This window comes from Sphingomonas sp. URJC2, from assembly GCF_059803575.1.
The window spans coordinates 1-24838 of sequence record NZ_JAPFGX010000018.1 but is presented as its reverse complement, the minus strand read 5'-3'; the positions used below and the strand labels follow the sequence as shown (position 1 = coordinate 24838).

General features: G+C 70.1%; 23 protein-coding genes. 7 read left to right on the top strand and 16 right to left on the bottom strand.

Annotation, left to right across the window (positions count from 1 at the left end; genetic code table 11):
• Positions 1 to 13: 13 nt before the first annotated feature.
• From OPU66_RS08520 to OPU66_RS08500, 5 genes are all read right to left on the bottom strand, one after another.
• Positions 14 to 2047 (bottom strand): TonB-dependent receptor, encoded by a 2034-nt coding sequence (locus OPU66_RS08520; RefSeq protein ID WP_498553196.1) that lies wholly within the window; start codon positions 2045 to 2047, stop codon positions 14 to 16.
• A 10-nt stretch (positions 2048 to 2057) separates the two neighbouring features.
• The gene (gene maiA, locus OPU66_RS08515; protein WP_498553195.1) at positions 2058 to 2690 is read right to left on the bottom strand and encodes a maleylacetoacetate isomerase; all 633 of its coding nucleotides are present in this window, start codon (positions 2688 to 2690) and stop codon (positions 2058 to 2060) included.
• Positions 2690 to 3568 carry an S-methyl-5'-thioadenosine phosphorylase gene (gene mtnP / locus OPU66_RS08510; RefSeq protein ID WP_498553194.1) on the bottom strand — a complete coding sequence of 293 codons (879 nt, stop codon included), beginning with the start codon at positions 3566 to 3568 and terminating at the stop codon, positions 2690 to 2692. Before mtnP ends, maiA begins: the two co-directional genes overlap by 1 nt.
• Positions 3569 to 3696: 128 nt before the next feature.
• Positions 3697 to 4725, bottom strand: coding sequence for an SO2930 family diheme c-type cytochrome (locus tag OPU66_RS08505; protein WP_498553193.1), 1029 nt, complete (start codon positions 4723 to 4725; stop codon positions 3697 to 3699).
• Between the two features lie 23 nt (positions 4726 to 4748).
• Entirely contained in the window at positions 4749 to 5987 is a 1239-nt protein-coding gene (locus OPU66_RS08500) for a parallel beta-helix domain-containing protein (protein ID WP_498553192.1), read from the bottom strand.
• 129 nt (positions 5988 to 6116) lie between these two features.
• Here OPU66_RS08500 and OPU66_RS08495 point away from each other — a divergent pair, with 129 nt between their 5' ends.
• The gene (locus tag OPU66_RS08495) at positions 6117 to 6533 is read left to right on the top strand and encodes a DUF2147 domain-containing protein (protein WP_498553191.1); all 417 of its coding nucleotides are present in this window, start codon (positions 6117 to 6119) and stop codon (positions 6531 to 6533) included.
• On the opposite strand, the gene OPU66_RS08490 is transcribed toward OPU66_RS08495, so the two are convergent.
• Together OPU66_RS08490 and OPU66_RS08485 are read right to left on the bottom strand one after the other, a co-directional pair.
• On the bottom strand, positions 6511 to 7926 hold the full coding sequence (locus tag OPU66_RS08490) for an amino acid permease (RefSeq protein ID WP_498553190.1): 1416 nt from the start codon (positions 7924 to 7926) through the stop codon (positions 6511 to 6513). The two genes, OPU66_RS08495 and OPU66_RS08490, sit on opposite strands and share 23 nt — an antisense overlap.
• 322 nt (positions 7927 to 8248) lie before the next feature.
• The gene (locus tag OPU66_RS08485) at positions 8249 to 9148 is read right to left on the bottom strand and encodes a crotonase/enoyl-CoA hydratase family protein (protein ID WP_498553189.1); all 900 of its coding nucleotides are present in this window, start codon (positions 9146 to 9148) and stop codon (positions 8249 to 8251) included.
• Between the two features lie 120 nt (positions 9149 to 9268).
• Between OPU66_RS08485 and OPU66_RS08480 the strand changes: the two genes are divergently transcribed.
• Positions 9269 to 10585, top strand: a complete 1317-nt coding sequence (locus tag OPU66_RS08480; RefSeq protein WP_498553188.1) for an MFS transporter — start codon at positions 9269 to 9271, stop codon at positions 10583 to 10585.
• A 95-nt stretch (positions 10586 to 10680) separates the two neighbouring features.
• Here the strand turns inward: OPU66_RS08480 and OPU66_RS08475 are convergent, their stop codons facing one another.
• From OPU66_RS08475 to OPU66_RS08455, 5 genes are all read right to left on the bottom strand, one after another.
• Positions 10681 to 11988 carry an ABC transporter permease gene (locus tag OPU66_RS08475; RefSeq protein ID WP_498553187.1) on the bottom strand — a complete coding sequence of 436 codons (1308 nt, stop codon included), beginning with the start codon at positions 11986 to 11988 and terminating at the stop codon, positions 10681 to 10683.
• Positions 11989 to 12017: 29 nt separating this feature from the next.
• Positions 12018 to 12740 (bottom strand): ABC transporter ATP-binding protein, encoded by a 723-nt coding sequence (locus OPU66_RS08470; RefSeq protein ID WP_498553186.1) that lies wholly within the window; start codon positions 12738 to 12740, stop codon positions 12018 to 12020.
• Entirely contained in the window at positions 12730 to 13986 is a 1257-nt protein-coding gene (locus tag OPU66_RS08465; protein ID WP_498553185.1) for an efflux RND transporter periplasmic adaptor subunit, read from the bottom strand. Before OPU66_RS08465 ends, OPU66_RS08470 begins: the two co-directional genes overlap by 11 nt.
• 189 nt (positions 13987 to 14175) lie before the next feature.
• Positions 14176 to 16494, bottom strand: a complete 2319-nt coding sequence (gene clpA / locus OPU66_RS08460; protein WP_498553184.1) for an ATP-dependent Clp protease ATP-binding subunit ClpA — start codon at positions 16492 to 16494, stop codon at positions 14176 to 14178.
• A gap of 120 nt (positions 16495 to 16614) precedes the next feature.
• Positions 16615 to 16812: a DUF1192 domain-containing protein gene (locus tag OPU66_RS08455; protein ID WP_498553183.1), complete on the bottom strand. Its 198-nt coding sequence runs from the start codon at positions 16810 to 16812 to the stop codon at positions 16615 to 16617.
• A gap of 125 nt (positions 16813 to 16937) precedes the next feature.
• Between OPU66_RS08455 and OPU66_RS08450 the strand changes: the two genes are divergently transcribed.
• From OPU66_RS08450 to OPU66_RS08440, 3 genes are all read left to right on the top strand, one after another.
• Entirely contained in the window at positions 16938 to 17960 is a 1023-nt protein-coding gene (locus tag OPU66_RS08450; protein WP_498553182.1) for an NAD(P)H-quinone oxidoreductase, read from the top strand.
• 116 nt (positions 17961 to 18076) lie between these two features.
• Positions 18077 to 18997 (top strand): UDP-2,3-diacylglucosamine diphosphatase, encoded by a 921-nt coding sequence (locus OPU66_RS08445; RefSeq protein ID WP_498553222.1) that lies wholly within the window; start codon positions 18077 to 18079, stop codon positions 18995 to 18997.
• Positions 18998 to 19008: 11 nt separating this feature from the next.
• Positions 19009 to 20028, top strand: a complete 1020-nt coding sequence (locus OPU66_RS08440; RefSeq protein ID WP_498553181.1) for a glycosyltransferase family 4 protein — start codon at positions 19009 to 19011, stop codon at positions 20026 to 20028.
• 6 nt (positions 20029 to 20034) lie between these two features.
• On the opposite strand, the gene OPU66_RS08435 is transcribed toward OPU66_RS08440, so the two are convergent.
• Complete coding sequence (locus tag OPU66_RS08435) at positions 20035 to 20973, bottom strand: bifunctional riboflavin kinase/FAD synthetase (RefSeq protein ID WP_498553180.1); 939 nt, start codon at positions 20971 to 20973, stop codon at positions 20035 to 20037.
• 240 nt (positions 20974 to 21213) lie between these two features.
• Between OPU66_RS08435 and OPU66_RS08430 the strand changes: the two genes are divergently transcribed.
• Positions 21214 to 21684 carry a CHAP domain-containing protein gene (locus OPU66_RS08430; RefSeq protein ID WP_498553221.1) on the top strand — a complete coding sequence of 157 codons (471 nt, stop codon included), beginning with the start codon at positions 21214 to 21216 and terminating at the stop codon, positions 21682 to 21684.
• Between the two features lie 20 nt (positions 21685 to 21704).
• On the opposite strand, the gene OPU66_RS08425 is transcribed toward OPU66_RS08430, so the two are convergent.
• Entirely contained in the window at positions 21705 to 22151 is a 447-nt protein-coding gene (locus tag OPU66_RS08425) for a hypothetical protein (protein WP_498553179.1), read from the bottom strand.
• Between the two features lie 156 nt (positions 22152 to 22307).
• Here OPU66_RS08425 and OPU66_RS08420 point away from each other — a divergent pair, with 156 nt between their 5' ends.
• Positions 22308 to 22610, top strand: a complete 303-nt coding sequence (locus OPU66_RS08420; protein ID WP_498553178.1) for a hypothetical protein — start codon at positions 22308 to 22310, stop codon at positions 22608 to 22610.
• Here the strand turns inward: OPU66_RS08420 and metC are convergent.
• Positions 22599 to 23813: a cystathionine beta-lyase gene (gene metC / locus OPU66_RS08415; protein ID WP_498553177.1), complete on the bottom strand. Its 1215-nt coding sequence runs from the start codon at positions 23811 to 23813 to the stop codon at positions 22599 to 22601. The two genes, OPU66_RS08420 and metC, sit on opposite strands and share 12 nt — an antisense overlap.
• Positions 23810 to 24649, bottom strand: coding sequence for a 3-mercaptopyruvate sulfurtransferase (gene sseA / locus OPU66_RS08410; RefSeq protein ID WP_498553176.1), 840 nt, complete (start codon positions 24647 to 24649; stop codon positions 23810 to 23812). Before sseA ends, metC begins: the two co-directional genes overlap by 4 nt.
• Positions 24650 to 24838: the final 189 nt, after the last annotated feature.

The following is a 24838-nucleotide window of genomic DNA, read 5'->3' as shown; positions in this document are numbered from 1 at the left end:
GCTTAAACGATCGTCACAGCGCCGCGCGCAGGCCCAGCCACAGGGTGCGCGGCGTGGCGCGTTCGACAATGCCATCGGCCGAGATCGCGGCGGCGACCAGCGCATCGGTGAGGTTTTCGGCCCGCGCCTCGACCGCCAGCCCGCGCAGCAGCGGCACCGTCAGCCGCGCATCGAGGGTCAGCGCATCGCCAAGCTGGCGCTGATTCTGGTCATCCTCGAACTGCGCGCCGACATAGCGCAGCGTGACCGATGCCGCGGCCGGCTGCCGCCCGCCGGCCGCGCCGTCATCCCAGCCAAGCGTCGCCGAGGCCATGTGACGCGGCGTCTGGGCCGGTCGCAGGCCATCGAGCGCCGCCGACAGCCCGGCGCCGCGCACCACCGCATCGGCATGGGCATAGGACAGCGCCGCCGTCCAGCGGCCGAGCCGGGCCGCGCCGTCCAGCTCCACCCCGCGCGCGCGCACCGCATCCAGATTTTCGCGGCGGCGATAGACGCCGGCCGCGGACACAAAACCCACGCCCGGAAACTGCCCCGGCCCGCGCGCGATGGTGACATTGGCGATCGCCCCGTCGAGCCGGTTGTCGAACAGGGTGACGCCCAGCCGCACCTCGGGCCGGGGCGCGTAATCAAGGCCAAGCTCCGCCCCGCGCACCCGTTCGGGGGCAAGCGCGGCATTGGCTGCCGTCGCATCGGCACCGACGCGGAACGGCCGGTAAAGCTCGTTGAGCGTCGGCAGCCGCCAGCCGGTATAGGCGGCGGCCCTGAGCGTCAGCCCGCCGCCGGGGGCAAAGGCGAGGCCCGCGCGCCCCGATCCTTCCCAGCCGCCGCGATCGGCAAAGCGGCTGTCGGTGACGGCCGCGCCGGTCGCGAGCACCCGTTCGGACAGGCGGCCGCCGCTGATCGTCCAGCGGTCGATCCGCCCCCCGGCGCTCAGCGTCCAGCCGCCGCGCGTCCAGCTGAGATCGGCAAAGCCGCCGCGCACCGCGCTGCGCCCCCCGGCCTCGCGGCGGCGCGTCGGCAGCCCGGCCACAAAAGTGAACAGCTCCAGCGTCCGCCCCTCGGTCGCGCGCCAGTCTCCGCCCAGGCTGAGTTCGGCCCCGCCGCCCAGCGGTGGGCGAACCTCGATCCGCCCGCCCAGCCCGGTCGCGGGGGTGTTATACTGGTCGAGCGTCGGGGTGACGGCGGTCCGCCCGGCGGCAAGCGCGCCGAACTGGCTGGCAAAGGCCCGCGCCTGCACATAAGCGAGCGCAGACCAGCCCCAGCGGCCGCGCCCGACCAGCCTCAGGCTCGCATCGGCCCCGTCGCTGCGATTGTCGGAAAAAGCGAGGCCACGGTCGCGCCGGTCGCTGAAGGCGAGCATCGCCGCCTGCAGCTCGGCCTGCCCGCCGAGATCGATCACCGCGCGCAGGCCAAGGCTTGCCTGTTCATGCCCGGCGGGGCGGTCGGCCGGGCCGCGCTGATCGGCGCGGATCGGCACAAAGCCGTCGCCGCGCGCATAATCGGCCGACACGGTGGCAAAGCCGCGCCCCATCTGCCCGGTCAGCGCGGCATTGGCCTCCACCGATCCCCGGCTGCCGCCCGCCATGTGCAGCGCGACCGGGGCAAGCTGATCGGGGGTCGCGCTGTCGAGCGCGATGGTGCCGGCCAGCGCGCCGGGCGCGAACAGCCCGGCCCCGCGCGTCACCGTCACCCGCCCCAGCCGTTCGGGCTGATAGGCGGGAAACGCCACCCAGCCGCCGAACGGATCGGCCTGGGGCACGCCATCGAGCACCAGCAGCGCGCGGCTGGCGGCGTTACCCCCCAGCCCACGCAGCGTCAGCCCCTGCGAGGTCGGATTGGCCGAGCGCGCGTCGGACCGGCGAAACTGCTGCAGCCCGGCCACGTCGCGCAGCACATCCTCCAGCCGGCCGCTCGCCGTCCCGGTCAGGCGCGCACGGTCGATCACCGCCCGCGCCGCCGCCGCCTCCCCGCCCAATGCGGCAAGATCGCGGCCGGTGACGACGATATCGGGGGCCGCGCCCAGAGACAGCGAAAGCAGCAGAAGCAAGACAGGATCCTCAGCCAGCGCCGACCCGGTCGGGATGGGCGGCGGCGAACGCCTCCACCTGCTGCAACGCTGCGTCAACCCTGACCAGCGTCGGGAACGGCGTCAGATCGAGGTTGAAGCGGCGCGCGTTGAACATCTGCGGCACCAGGCAGATGTCGGACAGGTCGGGGCGGTCGCCGCCCAGATAGCGGCCACAGCCTTCCGCCATCCGCTCGAGCGCGACAAAGCCTTCGCGCACCCAGTGGCGATACCAGTCGTCGCGCTCCGCGTCGTCTGCGCCCAGCTGGCGCTTCAGATAGCCGAGCACGCGCAGATTGTTGAGCGGATGGATGTCGCACGCGATCAAGAGCGCGCGCGCCATCACCTGCGCGCGGGCAAGCGGTGCCGCCGGCAGAAAGGCCGGTTCGGGATACGCCTGATCCAGCCAGTCGAGGATCGCCAGCGACTGGCTGACCGGCGTGCCATCGACATCGAGCGTGGGCACGAAACCCTGCGGGTTGCGGGCGAGATTTTCGTCCGACCGCTGCGCGCCATCGAGCAGCGACACATCGACGCGGCGATAGGCGAGCCCCTTGAGATTGAGGCCGATCCGCACCCGGTAGCTGGCCGAGGACCGGTAATAATCGAACAATGTCAGCGTCATCAGTCTCCCCTTTGCCCAAGCACCCGCGCGGTGACCGCATCCAGCCTTGCCAGCAGCGCCGGATCGCGCGCCTCGGGCGCGGTGATCAGCGCGGCATCGAGGCAGGTGTCGATCGGGCTGGGCGCGCGCGTGGCCGGCAAGGCCGCGGCCAGTTCGGCGATCAGCCGCCGCGCGCGCGCCGCATTGGCGTGCATGACGGCCAGCACGACATCGACCTCGACATGCGCCTCGCCCGCGCGCCAGCAGTCATAATCGGTTGCCATGCCGATCAGCGCATAGGGCAGTTCCGCCTCGCGGGCGAGCCGCGCCTCGGGCAGCGCGGTCATGCCGATCACGTCCGCCCCCCAGCTGCGGTAAAGATGGCTTTCGGCGCGGGTCGAGAATTGCGGGCCTTCGATCGCCACATAGGTGCCGCGCGGCGCAACCTTCGCCCCGGCGGCCTGCCCGGCCGCGGCAGCAAGCGCGGACAGGCGCGGGCAGACCGGATCGGCCAGCGACACATGGGCGACCATCCCGGTGCCGAAAAAGCTCTGTGGCCGCCCGGCGGTGCGGTCGATAAACTGATCGACCGCGACGAAATCGCCGGGTGCAATCTCCTCGCGCAGCGACCCGACCGCCGACAAAGCGAGCACATCGGTGCAGCCCAGCCGCTTGAGCGCATCGATATTGGCGCGGGCGTTGATTTCCGCCGGGGCGATGCGGTGGCCGCGCCCGTGGCGGGGCAGGAACGCAAAACCGATGCCGCCGATCCGCCCGGTCAGGATCTCGTCCGACGGCGGCCCCCAGGGCGTGTCGACCCGCTGCCACCGGGCGTCGTCAAGCGCATCGATCGCATACAGGCCCGACCCGCCCAGCACCCCGATCATCCAGTCCGCCATCGCTGCCCCCCGTCTTGCCGGCCGCGCCTGTCTTGGCGACGGAATGCGCCGATGGGAAGCCGCAAAGGCGCAAGGCGCGGGGTTTGCGGCAGGGGGAAGACCGGCACCGGCCCGCCCCCAAGACTGCGCTATTTCATTTCCGCGATATAGGCGCGGATCAGCGCCACCCCCTCGTCATGGGCAAGCGTGCGGCCCAGTTCGGGCATGGCGATGCCCGGTTCGGTGCTGGCCATGCGGTGGAGCAGGATCGACTGGTCGGGCTGGCCGGGCAGGATGTCGAACGCCAGCCCGGCGCTGCCGCGTCCGGCGGCGACCGGGCGTTTCAGCCGCCCGCGCGCGACCGGATCGGGCTCGTCAAAGCCCAGATACAGCCCGCTGTTCGACGCCATGCCCGCGCGCGAATGGCAATGGGCGCAGTTGATGTCGAGATAGGCGCGCGCCCGGGCGGCAAGCGGCGCGCGCGCATCATCGGCGCGCGGCATCGGCGCGATCCCCGGCGGCGCGCGGTCGACCAGCCCGGCGGCGGCAAGGGCGGCGAGCTGATGGCCATCGTCGAGGTTGCGCGCCTTCGGCCCGATCGGCACCAGCGCGCCCGCCGACTGGTGGCATTCCTTGCACTGATTGGCGTTGGGCACACCATAGCTGACGGTGCGCGCGCGCCCGGCGGCGTCGGTCCAGCCGATATCGAGCCGCGTCCCGCCCCGGCGCAGCACCGCATCGTCGCCCGACCAGACATAAGGCAGCGCGACCCAGCCCGAAGCACGGCGCAGCAGCACCCGCGTTTCGACCGTGCGGCGCGCCCCGCCCGGCCGGCGCGCATCGACGGGATAGGAAAAGCTCTTGATGAGCGCGCTGCCGACCGGAAAGTCGATCGCCCCGTCCGCCGCATAATGTGCGCGGCTGCCCGCCGGGACATAGATGAACCGGTCCTTGTCGGCATAATCGGAAAATAGCGGGGTGTTGAGCCGGTAACCCAGCACGCGCCGGTTGGGGCGACCGTCGATAAAGAAGCGATAGTCCGACAGGCGCTGGGGCAGCGTGTCGCCCAGGATCAGCGCATCATCGACCCCGGGCGCAGGCGGCGCGGCGCTGGCAAGCAGCAGCCCCGCCGCCGCCAGCGCCATGGCGGCCAGGCGGCGGCCTTCAAAAATCCGCACAGGCCAGATCCGGGCAGGCCGCATCAGCGGATGCGCTCGGCCATCCCGGCGGGCAGCACGACCGGGGCCGGTTCGCCCGGCAGGGCGCCGTCCGGAAACTGTGCCGGGGCCGGGCGCGCGGCGCTCAGCGGCTGGCGCGGGTCGGTGAGCGCGAGCGTCAGCGCCATCACCTTGTCGCGCGCCACCACCCGCTCGCCGGTGCCGTCCCACACGATCGGGGGCAGCGCGCCGCCCATCGCCGCCGCCAGCTCGGCCCCGCCCGGAAAGGCCGGGGCATAGCCTGTCCGGCCATGCACATTGTCGCGCACCACCACTTCGCGGATCAGCGGACTATAGGCCTTGTCGTCAAACGCCTCGCGATAGCCGACAAGCAGGACGTTGGTCGTGCCATTGCCCGCCAGCGTGTTGCCGAACACATGCACCCGCGCATTGGCCATCACCATCACCCCGGTGCCGGTCGGCACGCTGGCGACGATGTTGCCGGCGGGTGCGAAATTGGGGGTGTCATTGTCGGTGATGCTGTTGGCAAACACCCGCACGCTGTGGCCGCCGGTCTGGGGCAGGTTGGGCAGGTCGAACACCAGGATGCCGCCGGTATTGTGCCGCGCCACATTGTTGTGGACATCGGCATTGTAGCTGTTCTCGATCTCGATCCCGGCGACATTATATTCGGCAACCGAGCCGCGCACGACGATGTTGCGCGACTGGCCGACATAGATGCCGGCATCGGACGCGCCGCGCACCACCACCCTGTCGATCAAGATGTCAGACGATGACACCGGATAGACGCCGTAGGCCCCGTTGGTCGCCTTCGGCCCACCGGTCCATTCCACGCGCAGATTGTGATAGACGATGCGGTCTGCGCCCTTGGACTTGATGCCGTCGCCGCGCGTATCCTCGACCGCGAAATCGCGCAGCACGACATCGTCCGACGTCACCAGCAGGCCTTCGCCCGCGCCCTGCTGCCCCTTGAAGCTCAGCACCGTGCGGTCCGGCCCGGCCCCGCGCAGCTCGACCCGGTCGACATCGAGCGACAGCCCGTCGGTCAGATCGAACCGGCCCGCGCCCAGTGCCACCGTGTCGCCGGGCCGGGCGTCGATCAGCGCCTCCTGCAGCCGCGCCTGGGCATCGGCCCCGGGCGGCACGGCGATCACCCGCGCCGCCGCCGGGGCAGCCGCGATGGCGAGCGACAGGATGGCGGCGGGCGCGGCCATCCGGCGGAAAAGGGCGATGCGTGCCGCCCCGGTTGCTGGCATCCTCATACCGCAAGGCTATCCATTCATTTATGAAAGGCAAGCCCGGCCGGGGGCGTTCTGTGCCACCCCTGCTTGACAGGCGCGCATGCGCTGCGGTCCAAACCGTGCGGACCCAGAACCGGAGAGTGCCGACCGATGCGCCTGTTGCTGCCGCTGCTGATGACCGTGCCGCTCGCGCTTGCCGGCGCGCCCCTGCTCGCCAGCCAGCCGATCACCGGCCGCTGGCTCACCGACAGCAAGGACGGGATCATCCAGATCGGCCGCTGCGGCGAGACGCTGTGCGGGCGGCTGCACCGTTCGCTGGTGCCGATCGAGCCGCCGGGGACCGACATCAGGAACCCCGATCCGGCGCTGCGCGAACGCCGCATCCTCGGCCTTGCGGTGCTCAGCGGCCTGCGGCTCGAAGACGGCAAATGGCAGGGCCAGGCCTATGACCCCAAGACCGGGCGCAGCTACCGCGCGACGGTGGAGCGGGTGTCCGATGGCGCGCTCAAGGTCACGGGCTGCCTGGCGATCTTCTGCCGCACCGTCACCTGGACGCGGGCGAACTGACCCGGCTGCGCGCCACGCCATAGCCCAGATAGATCGCCAGCCCGATCGCGTTCCACAGCAGGAAATAGCCCTGGGTCTTGGCCGGCAGGCTGAGGAACAGATAGGCGCAGCCGAGCACCGCCCCCGCGCCGACAAACAGGCCGAGCGGGGCGCGGAACGGGCGCGGCGCATCGGGCGCGCGGCGGCGCAGCACGATCAGGCAGGTGCCGACCGCGATGAAGGCGATCAGCGTGCCGGCATTGGCGAGCGCGGCAATCTCGTCGATCGGCAGGATGCCGGCAATGACCGCGACCAGCGCGGCGGTGAGCAGCGTGATCCGCACCGGCGTCTTGCGCACCGGCGACACCCGCGCCAGCGCCTGCGGCAGAAAGCCATCGCGCGCCATCACCAGGAAGATTCGGCTCTGCCCGTAGAGAAAGGCGAGCAGCACGGTCGGCAGCGCGATCACCGCCGCCCCGGCGACGACGGTCGCCACCGGCGCGCGGCCGATTTCGCGCAGGATCAGCGCCAGCGGCTCCGGGCTGTCGGCAAAGCGGCCAAAGGGCAGCGCCCCGATGGCGGCGGCAGCGACCACGACATAGATCAGCGTGCAGGCCGCCATCGACCCGACAATGCCGATCGCCAGATCGCGTTCGGGCCGCTTGGTTTCTTCCGCCGCGGTCGAGATCGCGTCGAACCCGTAAAAGGCGAAGAAGATGATCGCCGCGGCCGCCATCACGCCGCGTTCCACCCCGTCGGGGCTGACCGACTTGGCAAAGCCGAACGGCATGAACGGCGCCAGATTCGCGCCGTCGAAATGCGGCAGGGTGACGGCGACGAACAGGATCAGCGTCGCGATCTTGACGACGACGAGCACGGCATTGAGCCGCGCGCTCTCGCGCGTGCCGAGCATCAGCAGCCCGGCGACGACCGCGATGATGAACACCGCCGGCACATTGACCAGCCCGCCCAGTTCCGGCCCGCGCGTCAACGCCTCGGGAAAACCGAGGGGGAGCAGCAGCGGCGTGGCATAGCCCGACCAGCCGACCGCGACCGTCGAGACGACCAGCGAATATTCAAGGATCAGGCTCCACCCGACGACCCAGGCAAACACCTCCCCCAGCACCGCATAGCTATAGGTATAAGCGCTGCCCGAGGCGGGCATCATCGTCGCCATTTCGGCATAAGCGAGCGCCGCACAGGCACAGATCGCGCCGGCGATCGCAAAGCTGAGCAGCACCGCCGGCCCGGCCCGGTCGGCCCCGACGCCGATCAGCGTCAGGATGCCAGTGCCGACAATCGCGCCGACGCCCAGCGCCAGCAGATGCGGCCAGGACAGGGTCGCCGCCAGCCGGTGCTCCTGCGGCTGGTCCTCGCGCGCGATGATCGTCTTGCGGCGCAGAAGCTTGCTCAAAACCCCATTCCCTCTGGCTGAACCCGGTGCCGGCACGTCGCACCGGCGATGCCCGTTACGCACAACCGTGCGCGGCGACAAGCGGGGGTGTGGGAGTGTTTGTGCCGCGCCTCTCGGCGCGGGGGCGGGGTTGTTTGTTGCGCGCCTCTCGGCGCGGGGGCGGCACCGGCCCGCACCCCCACCCGGCCTCCCATCGGCAGGATACACTGTGGGAGGCCGGGTGGGGGTACGGGCCGGTGCCGTGACAAACAAACAGCCCGGTGCCGTTCTTCCTGAAGAACAAACTCCCGTGCGGCGTGAGCCGCACCGCAAACACCCCCCCTCAGCTATACCCCGGATCCTCCATCATGCCCGGCCAGCGCGGCAGGGCGTCCGACACACGGTCGGGGAAGCGCGCCGGCCGCTTGGCGAGGAAGCTTTCCACCCCCTCGCGCGCATCGGCGCTGCCGCCGCGCACCCAGACGGCGCGGCTGTCGAGCCGGTGGGCGGCCATCGGATGATCGGCCCCGAGCATCCGCCACAGCATCTGCCGGGTGAGCGCGACCGAGACCGGGGCGCTGTCCGCCGTCAGCTCGCGCGCAAAGGCCCGCGCGGCGGCAAGCAGGTCGTCCGGCGCATGGACGCTGCGCACCAGCCCGGCGGCGCGGGCTTCCTCCGCGCCGAAGATGCGGCCCGAATAGCACCAGTCGAGCGCCTGGCCGATGCCGACCAGCCGGGGCAGGAACCAGCTCGACGCCGCCTCGGGCACGATGCCGCGCCGGGCAAAGACGAAGCCGAAGCGGGCATCGGCGCTGGCGAAGCGGAAATCCATCGGCAGCGTCATCGTCACGCCGACGCCGACCGCCGGGCCGTTGATCGCGGCAATCACCGGCTTGAGCGACCCAAACAGCCGCAGCGCCAGCCGCCCGCCATTGTCCCGCACCGCCTCATGCCCCCAATCAACGGCGCCGTCCGGCCCGATCGGCGACCCATAGGCCAGCTTGTCGGGCCGCTCGGCATAGTCGAAGGTCGCGCCGCCATCGCCCAGATCGGCCCCGGCGCAAAAGCCGCGCCCGGCCCCGGTCACGATCACCGCGCGCACCGCATCATCGCCATCGGTCCGGTCAAAGGCGGCGATCAGCTCCGCCATCATCTGCGGGGTGAAGGCGTTGAGCCGGTCGGGCCGGTTGAGCGTGATCGTCGCAATCCCGTCTTCGACCGCCAGAGTGATCGTCTCGAACATCGCCGTGCCTCTCCCTTTTTTGTCTTGTCGTCATGGTCTTGTGCCGGGGTGCATTGTTCCGGCTTTTGCCGCCGCTGTCAGCCGGATTCCCGCGCGCGGCGATTTGGTCTAGCAGGCGGCATGGCAGCACAGGCGACCGACGGCGCACCGTCCCTCCCCCCCGGCGACCGCAGCGCGCGACTGCGCGCGATCCTTGGCGGGTCGGCGGGCAATCTGGTCGAATGGTATGACTGGTATGTCTATGCCGCCTTCACTTTGTATTTCGCCCCGGCCTTTTTCCCGGCCGGCGATCCGACCGCGCAGCTGTTGCAGGCGGCGGCGGTGTTTGCGGTCGGGTTTCTGATGCGCCCGATCGGCGGCTGGCTGATGGGCGTCTATGCCGACCGCCATGGCCGCAAGGCCGGGCTGACCCTGTCGGTCAGCCTGATGTGCGGCGGATCATTCGCCATCGCGCTGACGCCGGGGCATGACCGGATCGGCTGGGCGGCCCCCGTGATCCTGCTGATCGCGCGGCTGGCACAGGGGCTGAGCCTGGGCGGCGAATATGGCGCCAGCGCGACCTATTTGTCGGAAATGGCGGGGCGCAGCCGGCGCGGTTTTTATTCGAGTTTTCAATATGTGACGCTGATCGCCGGGCAACTGGCGGCGCTCGGCGTGCTGCTGGTGCTGCAAGCGGTGATGTCGGCCGACAGCCTTGAGGCCTGGGGCTGGCGCATCCCGTTCGCACTTGGCGGCGCGCTGGCGGTGGTCGTGTTCTGGCTGCGGCGGCGGCTGGCCGAGACCGAGAGCTTCCGCAACGCCCGCGCCGATGCAGCCGGACGCAGCGGCGCGCTCGCCCTGCTGCGCCACCATCCGCGTGCGGCGATGACGGTGATGGCGCTGACCGCGGGCGGCACGCTCGCCTTCTACGCCTATTCGATCTATATGCAGAAGTTCCTCGCCAACACAGCCGGGTTCAGCCGTGAAACCGCCAGCGCGATCATGACCGGCGCGCTGCTGCTGTTCATGCTCGCCCAGCCGGTGGCGGGCGCGCTGTCCGACCGGATCGGGCGCAAGCCGCTGATGATCGGCTTCGGCGTCGCCGGGCTGCTGTTCACCTGGCCGATCTTCACCGCGCTGGAGACGGTGCGCGATCCGCTGACGGCGTTTGCGCTGGTCGGCGCGGCGCTGCTGATCGTCACCGGCTATACGGCGATCAACGCGGTGGTGAAGGCCGAGATGTTTCCCGCCCATATCCGCGCGCTGGGCGTGGCGCTGCCCTATGCCATCGCCAACACGCTGTTCGGCGGCACCGCCGAATATGTCGCCCTGTGGCTGAAACAGCAGGGGATGGAGCGCGGCTTTTATGCCTATGTGACGGCGATGATCGGCCTGTCGCTGATCGTCTATCTGCGGATGCGCGACACCCGCGACCACAGCCTGATCCTTGAGGACTAGAGCATTTTCAAGCCGGGCCGATCGGCCCGGCGACTCGGAAAATGCGACAGATCAAAGGGCTAGAGCGCTCGAGAGCCGGACCGACCTGACCGGCGCTATTCGCTGCGTAGCGCGTCGATCGGCGACAGGCGCGACGCGCGGATTGCCGGATAGCCGCCGAACACCAGCCCGATGCCCCCGGCGAACAGGATCGCGAGCAGCGCCGTCCCCAGCCCGATCGGGGCCGGAAAATCGGCCAGCCGCTCGAACAGCGCCGCACAGCCATAGGCGAGCGCCAGCCCGGCGGTGCCGCCGATCACGCACAGCACCGCCGCCTCGACCAGAAACTGGTTGCGGATGTCGCTGCGCCGCGCGCCGAGCGCCATGCGCAGGCCGATCTCGCGCGTCCGCTCGGTCACCGAGACGAGCATGATGTTCATGATGCCGATCCCGCCGACCAGCAGCGAGATCGACGCAATGGCGACGAGCACCGCCTGGAACACGGCGGTGACGGTGGCCGAGGCCTCCATAAACTCGGCGGTGGTGTTGATCGTGAACGGGTTCATCTCGCCGCGCCCGATATTGTTGCGCTGGCGCAGCAGCCGGGTCAGCCGGCGCTTGGCATCGGCCAGGTCGACCCCGTCGTCAAAGCCGACGAACAGCACCGCCAGATCATCGGCGCCGGGCAGGCTGGAGGCGAAACGCTGGCGCGCGGTGGTCAGCGGCACCAGCACCAGATCGTCATTGTCCTGACCGAAACTCGATCCCTTGCTTTCGAGCACACCGATCACGGTGAACGGCACGCGGCTGATCCTGACGGTCTGGCCGACCGGATCGAGATCGCCGAACAGCCGCCCGGCGACCGTCGGCCCGATCACGGTGACGCGCGCGGCGGTGCGGACATCGGCATCCTGCACGAACCGGCCCTGGGCGACGTCCAGCCCGGTGATGCGGCCATAATCGGGCGTCATGCCGATGGCAGTGGTGCTGGTGTTGCGCCCGCCCGAGACGAGCTGGACGGTCGAGCGCAGCTGCGGCGCGATGGCGGTGACGCCGGCCACGCTGCGCAGCACCGCGCGGGCATCGCGTTCGGTCAGCCGCCCGCGATCCGACACCCGCCGCCCGCCCCGGTTTTCAGGCTGGGGCAGGACGATTGCCATGTTGGAGCCAAGGGTCGAGATCGAATCCATCACCGACAGGCGCGCGCCCTCGCCCACCGCGACCGCGAGCACGACCGACAGCACCCCGATCATCACGCCGAGCGAGGTGAGCAGCGAGCGCAGCATGTTGGTGCGCAGCGCGGTGAGCGCGATGGCGATGTTGACGCCCCAGCCGCCGGCGATGCGCGCGATCCGCGCCGCCGCCCCGCCCGGTGCCGGCGCGCTGCCGATGATCATCGCCTCTGCCGGTGCCGCAGCCGTCATTGCCCCGCCATCCTTCATCCCGGCCCCGCTCATCCTGCCCGCCGCCGGTCGGCGACCGGCCGGTCCTCGATCACCTGCCCGTCGCGGAACACCAGCCGGCGCGCGGCATAGGCGGCGATATCGGGTTCATGGGTGACGAGGATCACCGTCTTGCCGGCATCGTTCAGCCGCTGGAAAATCCCCATAATGTCCTCGGAGGTCGCGCTGTCGAGCGCGCCGGTCGGTTCGTCGGCAAGGATCATCAGCGGATCGGTGACGAGTGCGCGGGCGATGGCGACGCGCTGCTGCTGCCCGCCCGACAGCTTGGCGGGCGTGTGCAGCAGCCGTTCGCCCAGCCCCATCGCCTCCAGCGCGACGCGCGCCCGCGCCCGGCGTTCGGCCTGGCCCAGCCCGGCATAGATCAGCGGCGTGCCGACATTGTCGAGCGCGGTGGTGCGCGCCAGCAGGTTGAACTGCTGGAACACGAAACCGATCTTGCGGTTGCGGAGCGCCGCCAGCGCATCATTGTCGAGCTGGCCCAGATCGACGCCGTCGATCAGCATCTGGCCCGATGTCGGCACGTCGAGCGCGCCGACCATGTTCATGAAGGTCGATTTGCCCGATCCGCTCGCCCCCATGATGGCGACGAACTCGCCGCGCGCGATGCTGACCGACACGCCGGCGACCGCGCGCAGCGTTTCGCCGCCCAGCCGATATTCCTTGACCAGCGCCCGCGCCTCGACGAGCGGCGGCGCGCCCGGATCAGCCGTCATCGCCCGGCTCGCCGCTGTCGTCGTCCCCCGCCTCTGCATCCGTGCGCGGACGCGCGGTCGTGCGGCTGCGGACGAGCACGCGCTCGCCGGCGCTGAGCCCGGTGCGGATCTCGACATGATCCTCGCCCTGCAGGCCCAGCGTCACCCGGCGCGGCGACGGGCGATAGGGATCGGTGCCCGCCACCCAGACGATGGTGCCCCTGGGCGGCTGCGCCGTGCCCCGGTCCTCGGCGCGCGGGCGGAACCTGAGCGCCGCAGCCGGCGCGCGCAGCACCTGCCGCCGCAGCCCGGTGACGATCTCGACATTGGCGGTCATCCCCGGCAGCAGCTTGCCGGCGCGGTTGTCGACATCGATCACCACGGCATAGCTGATGACGTTCTGCGCCTCGCTCGGCGCCTTGCGGATCTGCCGCACCGTCGCGGCAAAGCGTTCGCCCGGATAGCTGTCGACGGTGAAGGTGACGCTCTGCCCCTCGCGCACCTGGCCGATATCGGCCTCGTCGACCGCGGCCTCGACCTGCATCCGGTTGGTGTCGGCGGCGATTTCGAACAGATTGGGGGTCTGGAAGCTGGCGGCGACGGTCGCGCCCGGATCGACCAGCCGGTTGATGACGACGCCCGCCGCCGGGGCGACGATGCGCGTGCGGGCAAGATCGAGCCGCGCGGCGCTGAGTTCGGCACGTGCCTGCGCGATCTGGGCCTGCGCGCTGGCAATCTGGGCGCGGCCGGTCTGCAGGCCGGCGCGGGCGGCGGCGCGGGCATTTTCCGCCCCGTCCAGATCGGTGCGGGACAGGAAACCGCGCCCGGCCAGCGCCTCCCGCCGCGCGAAATCCCGGTCCTGCACGGCGATATCGGTCTGGGCGCGGACAAAGCCCGCCCGCGCCTGGGCGAGCGCGGCCTCGGCCGAGGCGACGGCGGCTTCGGCCTGGGCGACACGGGCGCGCGGGCGCGTCGGGTCGATCTCGGCGAGCAGCTGGCCGGCGGCGACCGGCGTGTTGAAATCGACATGGACGGCGAGGATCTGGCCGGAAATCTCCGCCCCGACCTTGAAGGTGTTGAGCGCACGGATGCGGCCGCTGGCCGTCACGCGGCGGACGACATCGCCGCGCACCACCGGTTCGGCGACATAGGCATAGGCCCGGCTGCGCGGCCGCAGCACCGTCCAGCCGATCAGGACGATCCCGATCAGCACCAGCGCGCTTATGACCGGATGCGCCCGGACCCAGCCGCGCAAACGTGACAGCATCGACATCCCCCCTTTGCTCGCCCCTTGCTAGCCGGTCGCCACCGGCCGCGCCAGCCATGCCCCGGCCGCCCTGCCCGCTCGGAGGCGGGCAAAAACATCCGGAACGGCAGCGAGACAAAAAAAGAGGCGGCACCGGATCGCTCCGGTGCCGCCGCTGTTTCATCTGGTCGGTCTGGCTGGCCGGCCGCGTCAGGCCTTGACGTCGGCCTTGGCCTGCCCGCCCTTCTTTTTCGGCCGCTTGGGCGCGGCGGGGGTGATCTGGAAGGCGAGCGCATCGTCCTTCAGATGCACCTTCACCTCGCCGCCATGGACGAGCTTGCCGAACAGCAGCTCCTCGGCCAGCGGCTGCTTGACCTTTTCCTGGATCAGCCGGCCCATCGGCCGCGCGCCATAAAGCTTGTCATAGCCCCGCGCGGTCAGCCACGCCTTGGCCTCGGCGTCGAGGTCGATATGCACTTCGCGGTCGGCCAGTTGCAGTTCGAGCTGCAGGATGAACTTGTCGACAACGCGCGCGACCACTTCGGGCGGCAGATAGCCGAACGGCACGATGGCATCGAGCCGGTTGCGGAACTCGGGCGTGAACATCCGCTTGACCGCTTCCTCATCCTCGCCCTCGCGCGTGACCGCGCCGAAGCCGACCGCCTCGCGCGCCATGTCGGCGGCGCCGGCATTGGTCGTCATGATCAGGATGACGTTGCGGAAATCGACGGTCTTGCCGTGGTGATCGGTCAGCTTGCCATTGTCCATGACCTGCAACAGGATGTTGTAGAGGTCCGGATGCGCCTTCTCGATCTCGTCGAGCAGCAGCACGCAGTGCGGCTGCTGGTCGACCGCATCGGTGAGCAGCCCGCCCTGATCATAGCCGACATAGCCCGGCGGCGCGCCGATCAGCCGGCTGACCGAATGGCGCTCCATATATTCGGACATGTCGAACCGCTGCAGCGGGATGCCGAGGATCGTCGCCAGCTGACGCGCGACCTCGGTCTTGCCGACGCCGGTCGGGCCGGTGAACAGATAGTTGCCGATGGGCTTGTCGGGATCGCGCAGCCCCGCACGGCTGAGCTTGATCGCCGAGGCAAGCTTCTCGATCGCCAGATCCTGGCCGAACACCACCCGCTTGAGATCGGTTTCGAGGCTTTCGAGCGTCTTCTTGTCGTCCGACGACACCGATTTCGGCGGGATGCGCGCCATCGTCGCGATCACCGCCTCGATCTCGCGCGGGGTAATCACCTTCTTGCGCTTGCCGGGCGCGACCAGCATCTGCATCGCGCCCACTTCGTCGATCACGTCGATCGCCTTGTCGGGCAGCTTGCGGTCGTTGATGTAGCGCGCCGACAGCTCGACCGCCGACTTGATCGCATCGGGCGTGTATTTGACCGAATGATGCGTCTCGAACGCGGTCCGCAGCCCCGACAGGATCTTGATCGTGTCCTCGATGGTCGGCTCGTTGACGTCGATCTTCTGGAACCGGCGCAGCAGCGCGCGGTCCTTTTCGAAATGGTTGCGGAACTCCTTGTAGGTGGTCGAGCCGATGCAGCGGATCTGCCCGCCCGACAGCGCCGGCTTGAGCAGGTTGGACGCATCCATCGCCCCGCCCGAGGTCGCGCCCGCGCCGATCACCGTGTGGATCTCGTCGATGAACAGGATCGCGTGCGGCATCTTTTCCAGTTCCGAGACCACGGCCTTCAGCCGCTCCTCGAAATCGCCGCGATAGCGGGTGCCGGCGAGCAGCGCCCCCATGTCGAGCGCATAGATGACCGCATTGGCGAGCACATCGGGCACATCGCCTTCGATAATCTTGCGCGCCAGCCCCTCGGCGATCGCCGTCTTGCCGACGCCGGGATCGCCGACATAGAGCGGGTTGTTCTTCGACCGGCGGCACAGGATCTGGATCGTGCGGTCGACCTCCGGCCCGCGGCCGATCAGCGGGTCGACCTTACCGTCGCGCGCCTTCTCATTGAGGTTGACGCAGAACTGCTTGAGCGCGCTCTCGTTCTTCTGCTTGCCTTCGGTCTTGGCGGGCTTTTCCTCTTCCGCGCCCTTGACCTCGCGCGGCTCGGACGGCTGGCCGCCCTTGCCGACGCCGTGGCTGATGAAGCTGACCGCATCCAGCCGGCTCATGTCCTGCTGCTGCAGGAAATAGACGGCATAGGATTCGCGCTCGGAAAACAGCGCGACGAGCACGTTCGCGCCGGTCACTTCCTCGCGGCCCGACGACTGGACGTGCAGGATCGCACGCTGGACGACGCGCTGGAAGCCGCTGGTCGGCGACGGATCGGTCTCGCCCTCGACGCGCAGCGCCTCAAGCTCGGTGTCAAGATAGCGGGTGACCGCGTCTTTCAGCTCGCCCAGATCGACGCCGCAGGCGACCATGACTTTCGAGGCATCGACATCGTCGGTGAGCGCGAGCAGCAGATGCTCAAGCGTCGCATATTCGTGCCGGCGTCCCGATGCATGGGTCAGCGCCTTGTGGAGGGTGGTTTCGAGCGCGGGTGCAAAAGACGGCATTCAACTCACTCCTGCGGCGGGCGGAAGCCCGTTGCCGCTCTGTCGACGATGTTGGCGCTCGGGAGGCGCGGTGCAAGTCCGTAAAAGGCCCGACAGGCGAATGCGCGGCGCGATCCGCCCTTATTTCCTAAATAGCGCATCGGCGCTTGCACGGTGATTAATCCGGCCGGTTATTTGTGCCCGGACACGGGCGACCTCGCCCTCGAGCGCGGCGATGCGCGCCTGAAGCTCGTCGACGGACAGCGGCCCCAGATCTTCGGCCAGGACCGCCGCCAGCGGCCCGCCGCGCGGCAGGGGGGAGGCGGGTTCGTCATCCATGGCGCAAGCGTCGCGCGCGGCGGGGCCGGAGTCAACATGGCCGGGCCGCATCCGTCCCGCTGCGGGAGCAACGGGTTGCACGCAAGCGGCTGACTTGTCCTCCTGTCCCCGCTAGGGAGGGCGCGATGACTGTTCCCAATATCATGACCCAGGCCCTGCCGACGACCATGCTCGCCATCGATCCCGCCACCCCCGGCGGGCCGGAGGTGCTGACCCCCGTGGAGCGGCCGGTGCCGGTGCCCGGCCCCGGCGAGGTGCTGATCCGGGTGGCGGCGGCCGGGGTGAACCGGCCCGACATCGTCCAGCGGCTGGGGGCCTATCCGCCGCCGCCGGGCGCGCCGACCATCCTTGGCCTCGAGGTCGCGGGCGAAGTCGTCGCCGCGCACGGACTGGCCGAGGAATCGCTGATCGGCCAGCCGGTCTGCGCGCTGATCGCGGGCGGCGGCTATGCCCAATATGCGGTCGCGCCGGCCGGCCAGTGCCTGATCGTCCCCGAGGGGCTGTCGATGGTCGAGGCCGCGGCGATCCCCGAGACGCTGTTCACCGTCTGGGTCAATCTGTTCGAGCGCGCTTATGCCCGCGACGGCGACACCGTGCTCGTCCATGGCGGCACCAGCGGCATCGGCACGATGGCGATCGCGCTTTCCGGGCTGTTCGGGCTGAAGATCATCGTCACCTGCGGGTCGGACGAGAAATGCGCCCGCGCCCGCGCGCTCGGCGCCGATGTGGCGATCAACTATCGCACCACCGATTTCGTGGCGGCGGTGCACGAAGCGACCGGCGGCCAGGGCGTGCAGGCGGTGATCGACATGGTCGGCGGCGATTATCTGCCGCGCAACCTCAAATGCCTGGCCGAAGAGGGCCGGCACGTGTCGATCGCCATCCAGCGCGGCGCGACCGCCGAAATCCCGATCTTCGACGTGATGCGCCGCCGGCTGACGATCACCGGTTCGACGCTGCGCGCGCGCAGCACCGAGTTCAAGACGCTGGTCGCCGACGAGCTGGACCGGATGGTGTGGCCGCATGTCCGCGACGGGCGGCTGCGCCCGGTGATCGATGCGACCTTCCCGCTCGCCGCCGCCGCCGACGCGCACCGGCGGATGGAATCGGGCGACCATGTCGGCAAGATCGTGCTGACGCTCGACTGACCGGGCGGCGGGGGCCGGCCATGCCCTCCCCCCTGTCATGCCCCTGTCACCGCTTGATCGGCGGACTGTCATATTGATCGGCCATAGGCGCCCTGCCGATGCGGGGGTCGCCGATGATGAACGCCGTGATGCGCGTGCCGCTGGACAGTGCCGGGACGGCCGATTTCGATCTGGCCGGCGCGGATCTGGCCGATTTCCATCTCGCCCCGCCCGCCCATCCCGAACCGGAAGGGCATGACCGGCGGCGGTTCCGCACGATCTGGATTTCCGACATCCATCTCGGCACGCGCGGCTGCAATGCGCGGCTGCTGATCGATTTCCTCGACCATGTCGATTCGGACATGCTCTATCTGGTCGGCGACATCATCGATGGCTGGCGGATGAAAAAGCGCTTCTACTGGCCGGCCAGCCACAATGACGTGGTGTGGCGGATCCTGAAGCGCGCCAAGCGCGGCACGCGCATCACCTATATCCCCGGCAATCATGACGAGATGTTCCGCCAGTTCACCGGGCTGAGCTTTGGCGGCGTCGCGATCCGGCGCAAGGCGATCCACGAGACCGCCGACGGGCGCAAGCTGCTGGTGCTGCACGGCGACGAGTTCGACGCAGTGATGCTCGCCCATCGCTGGCTCGCCTATGTCGGCGACGCCGCCTATGTGACGCTGATGCGGGTCAACGTGATCGTGAACGCCATCCGCAGCCGGCTGGGCCTGCCTTATTGGTCGCTGTCCAAGGTCGCCAAGCACAAGGTCAAGAACGCGGTCGAGTTCATCGGCCGGTTCGAGGAAGTGGTGGCGCACGAGGCCGAGGCGCGCGGCGTCGACGGGGTGGTGTGCGGCCATATCCACACCGCCGAAATCCGCCGCATCGGCGGCGTCGATTATTACAATGACGGCGACTGGGTGGAGGGCTGCACCGCGCTCGTCGAGCATTTCGACGGGCGGATGGAGGTGCTGCACTGGGCCGACGAGGTCGAGAAGCGCAAGGCCGCCGACGCGCAGCGGGCGGTGCCGGCAGCAGCGCTGGTCGCGGCCTGAGGCGCACCGGGATGCGCATCGCCCTCGTCACCGACGCCTGGGCACCGCAGGTCAATGGCGTGGTGCGCACGCTGGAAGCGGTGCGCGCGACGCTGGAGCGCCAGGGCCATGCGGTCGAGGTGATCTCGCCCGATCTCTATGCGTCGCTGCCCTGCCCGACCTATCCCGAAATCCGGCTGGCAATGGCGACATCACGCTCGGTCGGCCAGCGCATCGCCGCATCTGGCGCGGATGCCGTGCATCTGGCGACCGAGGGACCGCTCTGCCTTGCCGCGCGGCGCTGGTGCCTCAGGCACGGCCTGCCTTTCACCACCGCCTATCACACCCAGTTTCCCGATTATGTCGAAAAGCGCACCGGCATGCCCGCGGCCTGGATCTGGCGCTATATCCGCTGGTTCCACGCCCCGGCGCGCGCGGTGCTGGTGTCGACGCCGTCCATTCGCCGCACGCTGACCGCGCATGGCGTCGCCCATCTGCGCCATTGGGGCCGGGGCGTCGATCTGGCCCAGTTCACGCCCGATGCGCCGCCGCCCGCCGCCTTTGCCGGGCTGGCGCGGCCGATCCAGCTTTATGTCGGCCGGGTGGCGGTCGAAAAGAACATCGCGGCGTTTCTGGCCACGCGCCAGCCCGGCACCCGCGTCGTGGTCGGCGACGGCCCGGCGCGCGCGGAGCTGGAGCGGCTTTATCCCGATGCGCTGTTTCTGGGGGCGCTTGGCGGCCGCGCGCTCGCCGGGGCCTATGCCGGGGCCGATGTGCTGGTGTTTCCCAGCCGCACCGACACATTCGGGCTGGTGATGATCGAGGCGCTGGCGTGCGGCACGCCGGTCGCCGCCTATCCGGTGAGCGGCCCGGTCGATGTGCTGACCCCCGCCACAGGTGCGATGCGCGAGGATCTGGGCGCGGCGATTGCCGAGGCGCTGACCCGCGACCGCGCGGCCTGTGCCGCCTATGGCCGCAGCTTTTCCTGGGAGGCGAGCGCGGCGCAGTTCCTGTCGGCGCTCGCGCCCATTGCCGCCACCGAAGCGGCCTGACCCCGCTCAGGCGGCGGGCATGGCCGCCAGAATCGCCCGCGCCGCCGCACAGTCGCGGTCCATCTGGGCGACAAGCGCGTCGAGCGTGTCGAACCGCGCCTCGGGCCGCAGATAGGCGATCAGCTCGACCTCGATCGTCTGGCCGTAAAGATCGCCGGAAAAATCGAAGAAATAAGGCTCGAGCAGTTCGACCGGCGGATCGAAGCTCGGCCGGATGCCGAGATTGGCGGCCCCGCCCGCAATCTGCCCGCCCGGCAGCCGGCCGCGCACTGCATAAATGCCATAGGCCGGCCGCAAATAGCTGCCGAGATCGAGATTGGCGGTCGGATAGCCGATGGTGCGGCCAAGCTTGGCCCCGTGGCGGACCTCGCCGGCAATCGCGAACGGGCGGGTCAGCAGCCGCGCCGCCGCCGCACAGTCGCCGGCCTGAAGCGCGGCGCGGATGCGGCTGGACGATACCGGCTCGTCGCCCAGCATCACCGGGGCGACCGCTTCGGCGGCGATGCCATGCGCCGGGCCGAGCGTGCGCAGTAGGTCGACATTGCCGCCGCGCCCGCGCCCGAAGGTGAAATCCTCCCCGGTCACGACCCCGGCCGCGCCGAGCAGACCGGCCAGCCGCTCGGCGATGAACGCTTCGGCCGACAGAGCGGCGAGCGCGGCGTCGAACCGGAACACGACCATCGCATCCGCGCCGGCAGCGGCGAACAGCCGCGCGCGCTGGTCAAGCGTCGTCAGGCGGAAGGGCGGGGCATCGGGGCTGAAAAACCGCACCGGATGCGGATCGAAGGTCGCGACCAGTGCCGGCCGCCCCTCGGCGCGCGCGCGGGCGACCGCCCGGCCCACCACTGCCTGGTGCCCGAGGTGAAACCCGTCAAAGTTGCCGAGCGCGACAATCCCGCCGCGCAGCTGCGCCGGAACCGCCGAGCCGCCGTCCAGCCGCTCCATGGCCGGGGGCTATAGTCCGATGCGTGCCCGCTTCCAAGCATGCGGTCGCGCGACCGGCTGCGACGAACTGCACGCCCCGTGCGGCGAGTGGGGCGGCCGTCCCGGCTCGTCCCGCCGCTGCCGCATTTCGTCGCTGGGCTAAAGATTTGGGTAATCTTTGCCCCTAGCCAGAAGCTCGTGACGCAGACGAATCCCCTCGCCCGCCGCCTTGTCGCCGCCCTGATCGCGCTGTTTGCAGCGATGGCTGCCGCAGCGCCCGCCCAGGCCCAGTTCTGGCAGTGCGCGCCCTTTGCGCGGATGGCGTCGGGGATCGATCTTTACGGCAATGCCGGCAGCTGGTGGGCGCAGGCCGAAGGCCGGTTCGCGCGCGGCAGCCGGCCCGAGGCCGGCAGCGTGCTGGTGATGAAGCCGCATGGCCGGATGCGCGTCGGCCATGTCGCCGTCGTCAGCCGCATCGTCTCGGCGCGCGAAATCACCGTCACCCACGCCAATTGGTCACGGCCCGGCCAGGTCGAGCAGGATGTGCGCGTGATCGACGTGTCGCCCGCCGGCGACTGGAGCCAGGTCAAGGTCTGGTATGCGTCGATCGGCGATGTCGGGTCGACCGTCTATCCGGCGCACGGCTTTGTCCACGCCCCGCGCACTGCCGGAGCGGTGCAGGTGGCACAGGCCGACACCGGCGGTGCCGGCCTGCGCGCCGCGCTGCGCTGATCCCGCGCCCGCAGCCGGTTTCAGCCGCAGACCCGCACCCGCCGCCAGCGGCCACGCCAGTCATCCCATACCCGTTCGCGCCAGCAGCGCACGCCCGGTCCCCAGCGGCCGCCATCGCGCCAGCCGCCGTGCCAGCTACCGCCACCCCAGCCCGGCCCGTCGAAGCGTGGATCCCAGCGCCCGCGCCAGCCCGGACCCCAGCCCCAGCGGTCACGCCGGTCCCAACGGTCCCATCGGCCGCGCCGATCCCAGCGGTCCCAACGGTCCCAGCGGTCGCCGCGCGACGAGGCCAATGCCGCCCCCGCCGCCAGCCCGACAATGCCCGCGCCGATCGCCAGCGCCGCGCGGTCATCCCCGCGGTCGCGCCGCCAGCGGTCGCGCCACTGCGCCTCGGCCGGTGCCGCGGCCCCGATCAGGGCCGCCGGCAGCAGCAACCCGGCAATCCAGCGATGTCTGAACTGTGTCACCCTTCGCCTCCAGCTTGCGTTGATGGCGGCGATGCTGCCGGGTGCTCGCTGAACCGCAGCGGAACGCCGCGTTCAGATTCGCGGCCGCACCGCTCCCGCACAGCCCGGAGCGCGGCGTTAGCCTTGTTTTAGCCTTGCCCCGCCTAGAGCGGCGGCATGGCAAGCCTTGATCCCGAAGCCACGCTTGAACGGCTGATCGCGACCCGCCAGCAGGTCGCCCAGATGTGCGGCGACCCCGCGCCGCAGCCGGTCCCCGGCCAGATCGGCGAACGCTATCAGCGCGCGCCCAGCCTGGCGCAGCGGCGGTTCGACCGGCTGGCCGGCGAAACCGCGCGGATCGCCGCCGCCGGCCTGTCGGCGCTGATGACCCGCGACCAGACGGCGCGGCCGCCTGCGGCCCGGCTGCTCGCCCAGACGCTCGACCGCGAAATCGGCCAGTTGCTACGGCTAGTGCGCTGACCGGTCGCGCAGCGCGCGGAACCGCGCCAGCCCGGCGGCAAGATCGGCGATCAGATCGTCCGGATCCTCCAGCCCGACATGCAGGCGGACCAGCGGCCCGGCGGCGGCAAAGCGCGTCGCCGTGCGCAGGCTTTGCGGATCGGCGGGAATGGCCAGGCTTTCAAACCCGCCCCAGCTATAGCCGATGCCGAACAGCTTCAGCCCGTCGATCAGCGCGACGCGCGCGGCATCGTCGCCGCCCGCCAGCACGAACGAGAACAGGCCGCTCGCCCCCCGGAAATCGCGCATGAACAGCTCATGCCCCGGACAGCCGGGCAAAGCCGGGTGGAGCACGGCGGCAACCTCGGGCTGATCGGCGAGCCAGCGGGCGATGCGCAGGCCATTGTCGCGGTGCGCCGCCAGCCGCACGCCCAGGGTGCGCAGCCCCCGCAGCCCCAGCCAGGCATCGTCCGGCCCGACATGCTGGCCCAGCTGATAGCTGGCCTGGCGCAGCGCCTGCCAGCGCCCGGGCGCGGCCGTCACCGAGCCGAGCAGCGCGTCCGAATGGCCGACGACATATTTGGTGCAGGACAGGATCGACAGATCGACGCCCAGCGCGATCGCGGGCAGGAACAGCGGCGTCGCCCAGCTATTGTCAATGAGCGTGGTGATGCCGTGCGCGCGCGCGACCGCGACGATGGCGGGCACATCCTGCACCTCGAAGGTCAGGCTGCCCGGGCTTTCGAGGAAGATCGCGCGGGTGCGCGGGCCGATCAGTTCGGCAATGCCGCCGCCGATCAGCGGGTCATAATAGCGGGTGGCAATGCCCATCCGCGTCAGCAGCCCGTCGCACAGGCTGCGCGTCGGCTCATAGGCGCTGTCGACCATCAGCAGTTCATCGCCGGTCGACAGCACGCTCATCAGCGCCGCGGCAATCGCCGCGACGCCCGATGGATAGAGCAATGTCCCCGCCGCCCCCGGCTCGAGCGCGGTCAGCGCGTCGGCGAGCGCCCATTGCGTCGGCGTGCCGCGCCGGCCGTAATAGAGCTTGTGATGGGTGTCGTGCTGGCGCGCGCGCATTTCGGCGACACTGCCATAAAGCACGGTCGAGCCGCGCCAGACCGGCGGGTTGACGAGCGCATCGGTCCATTCCGGCCGCCGCCCGGCCAGCACCAGGCGGGTGGCGGGATCCAGCCCGTCGCCCGCCCCGTGGTCGCCGCTCACGCCGGCGCGCCGACTTCCTTGGGGGTCGAGGGATCGGCACCCCATTCGCTCCACGACCCGTCATAGAGCGCGATGTCGGTCTTGCCGAGCAGATGCAGGCCGAAGAACAGCACCGCCGCCGTCATCCCCGAACCGCAGCTGGTGACGACCGGGCGGTCGAGATCGACCCCGGCCCCGGCAAAGGCGGCGCGAAGCTCATCGCCGGTTTTCCACGTGCCGTCGGCGTTGAACAATTGCTCATAAGGCAGGTTGCGCGCGCCCGGGATATGGCCCGGCGCGACGCCCGGCCGCTCGAGCGCCTGACCGGCAAAGCGGGTCGCGCCGCGCGCATCGACCACCTGTTCGGCGCGGCTGCCGATATTGGCCTTCATCTGGTCGAGCGTGCGCACCCCGGTGGCGTCGTTCCACGCGGTGAAATGGCGGTGGCGCAGCGTCGGCTTGCCCGATTCGACCGGGCGGACCTCGGCCTTCCACTTGGCAAAGCCGCCATCGAGGATCGCCACGTCATGCGCGCCAAAGGTGCGCAGCATCCACCAGGCGCGCGCCGCGCTCTTATAGGGCGACTGGTCATAGACGACGATGCGGCTGCCATCGCCCAGCCCCAGCGACTGCATGCGGCTGGCAAACTTTTCCGCCGGGGGCAGCATGTTGGGCAGGCTGGTCGAGCTGTCGGCGATTTCGCGCAGGTCCATGAACACGGCACCCGGGATATGCGCCTGCTCATAGGCGGCGGCGGCATCGCCTTCGCCGTCCATCAGCCAGGTCGCATCGACGACGCGCAGATCGAACGCCCCAAGCTCCTTTTCCAGCCAGTCGGTCGAAACAAGCGCGTCCATGATCGTCTCCCTTGTGCTTTGTGATTTGTTCTTAGGCCAAGCGCGGTTGGGGTTGAAGCCGGTTCCTGCGTGGCAAGACGGTTTGTTTGTCGCGGCCGCGGACGTTGTTAGCTGGGAAGAACGGCACCGGCCCGCACCCCCACCCGGCCTCCCAACGGCAGGATACACTGTGGGAGGCCGGGTGGGGGT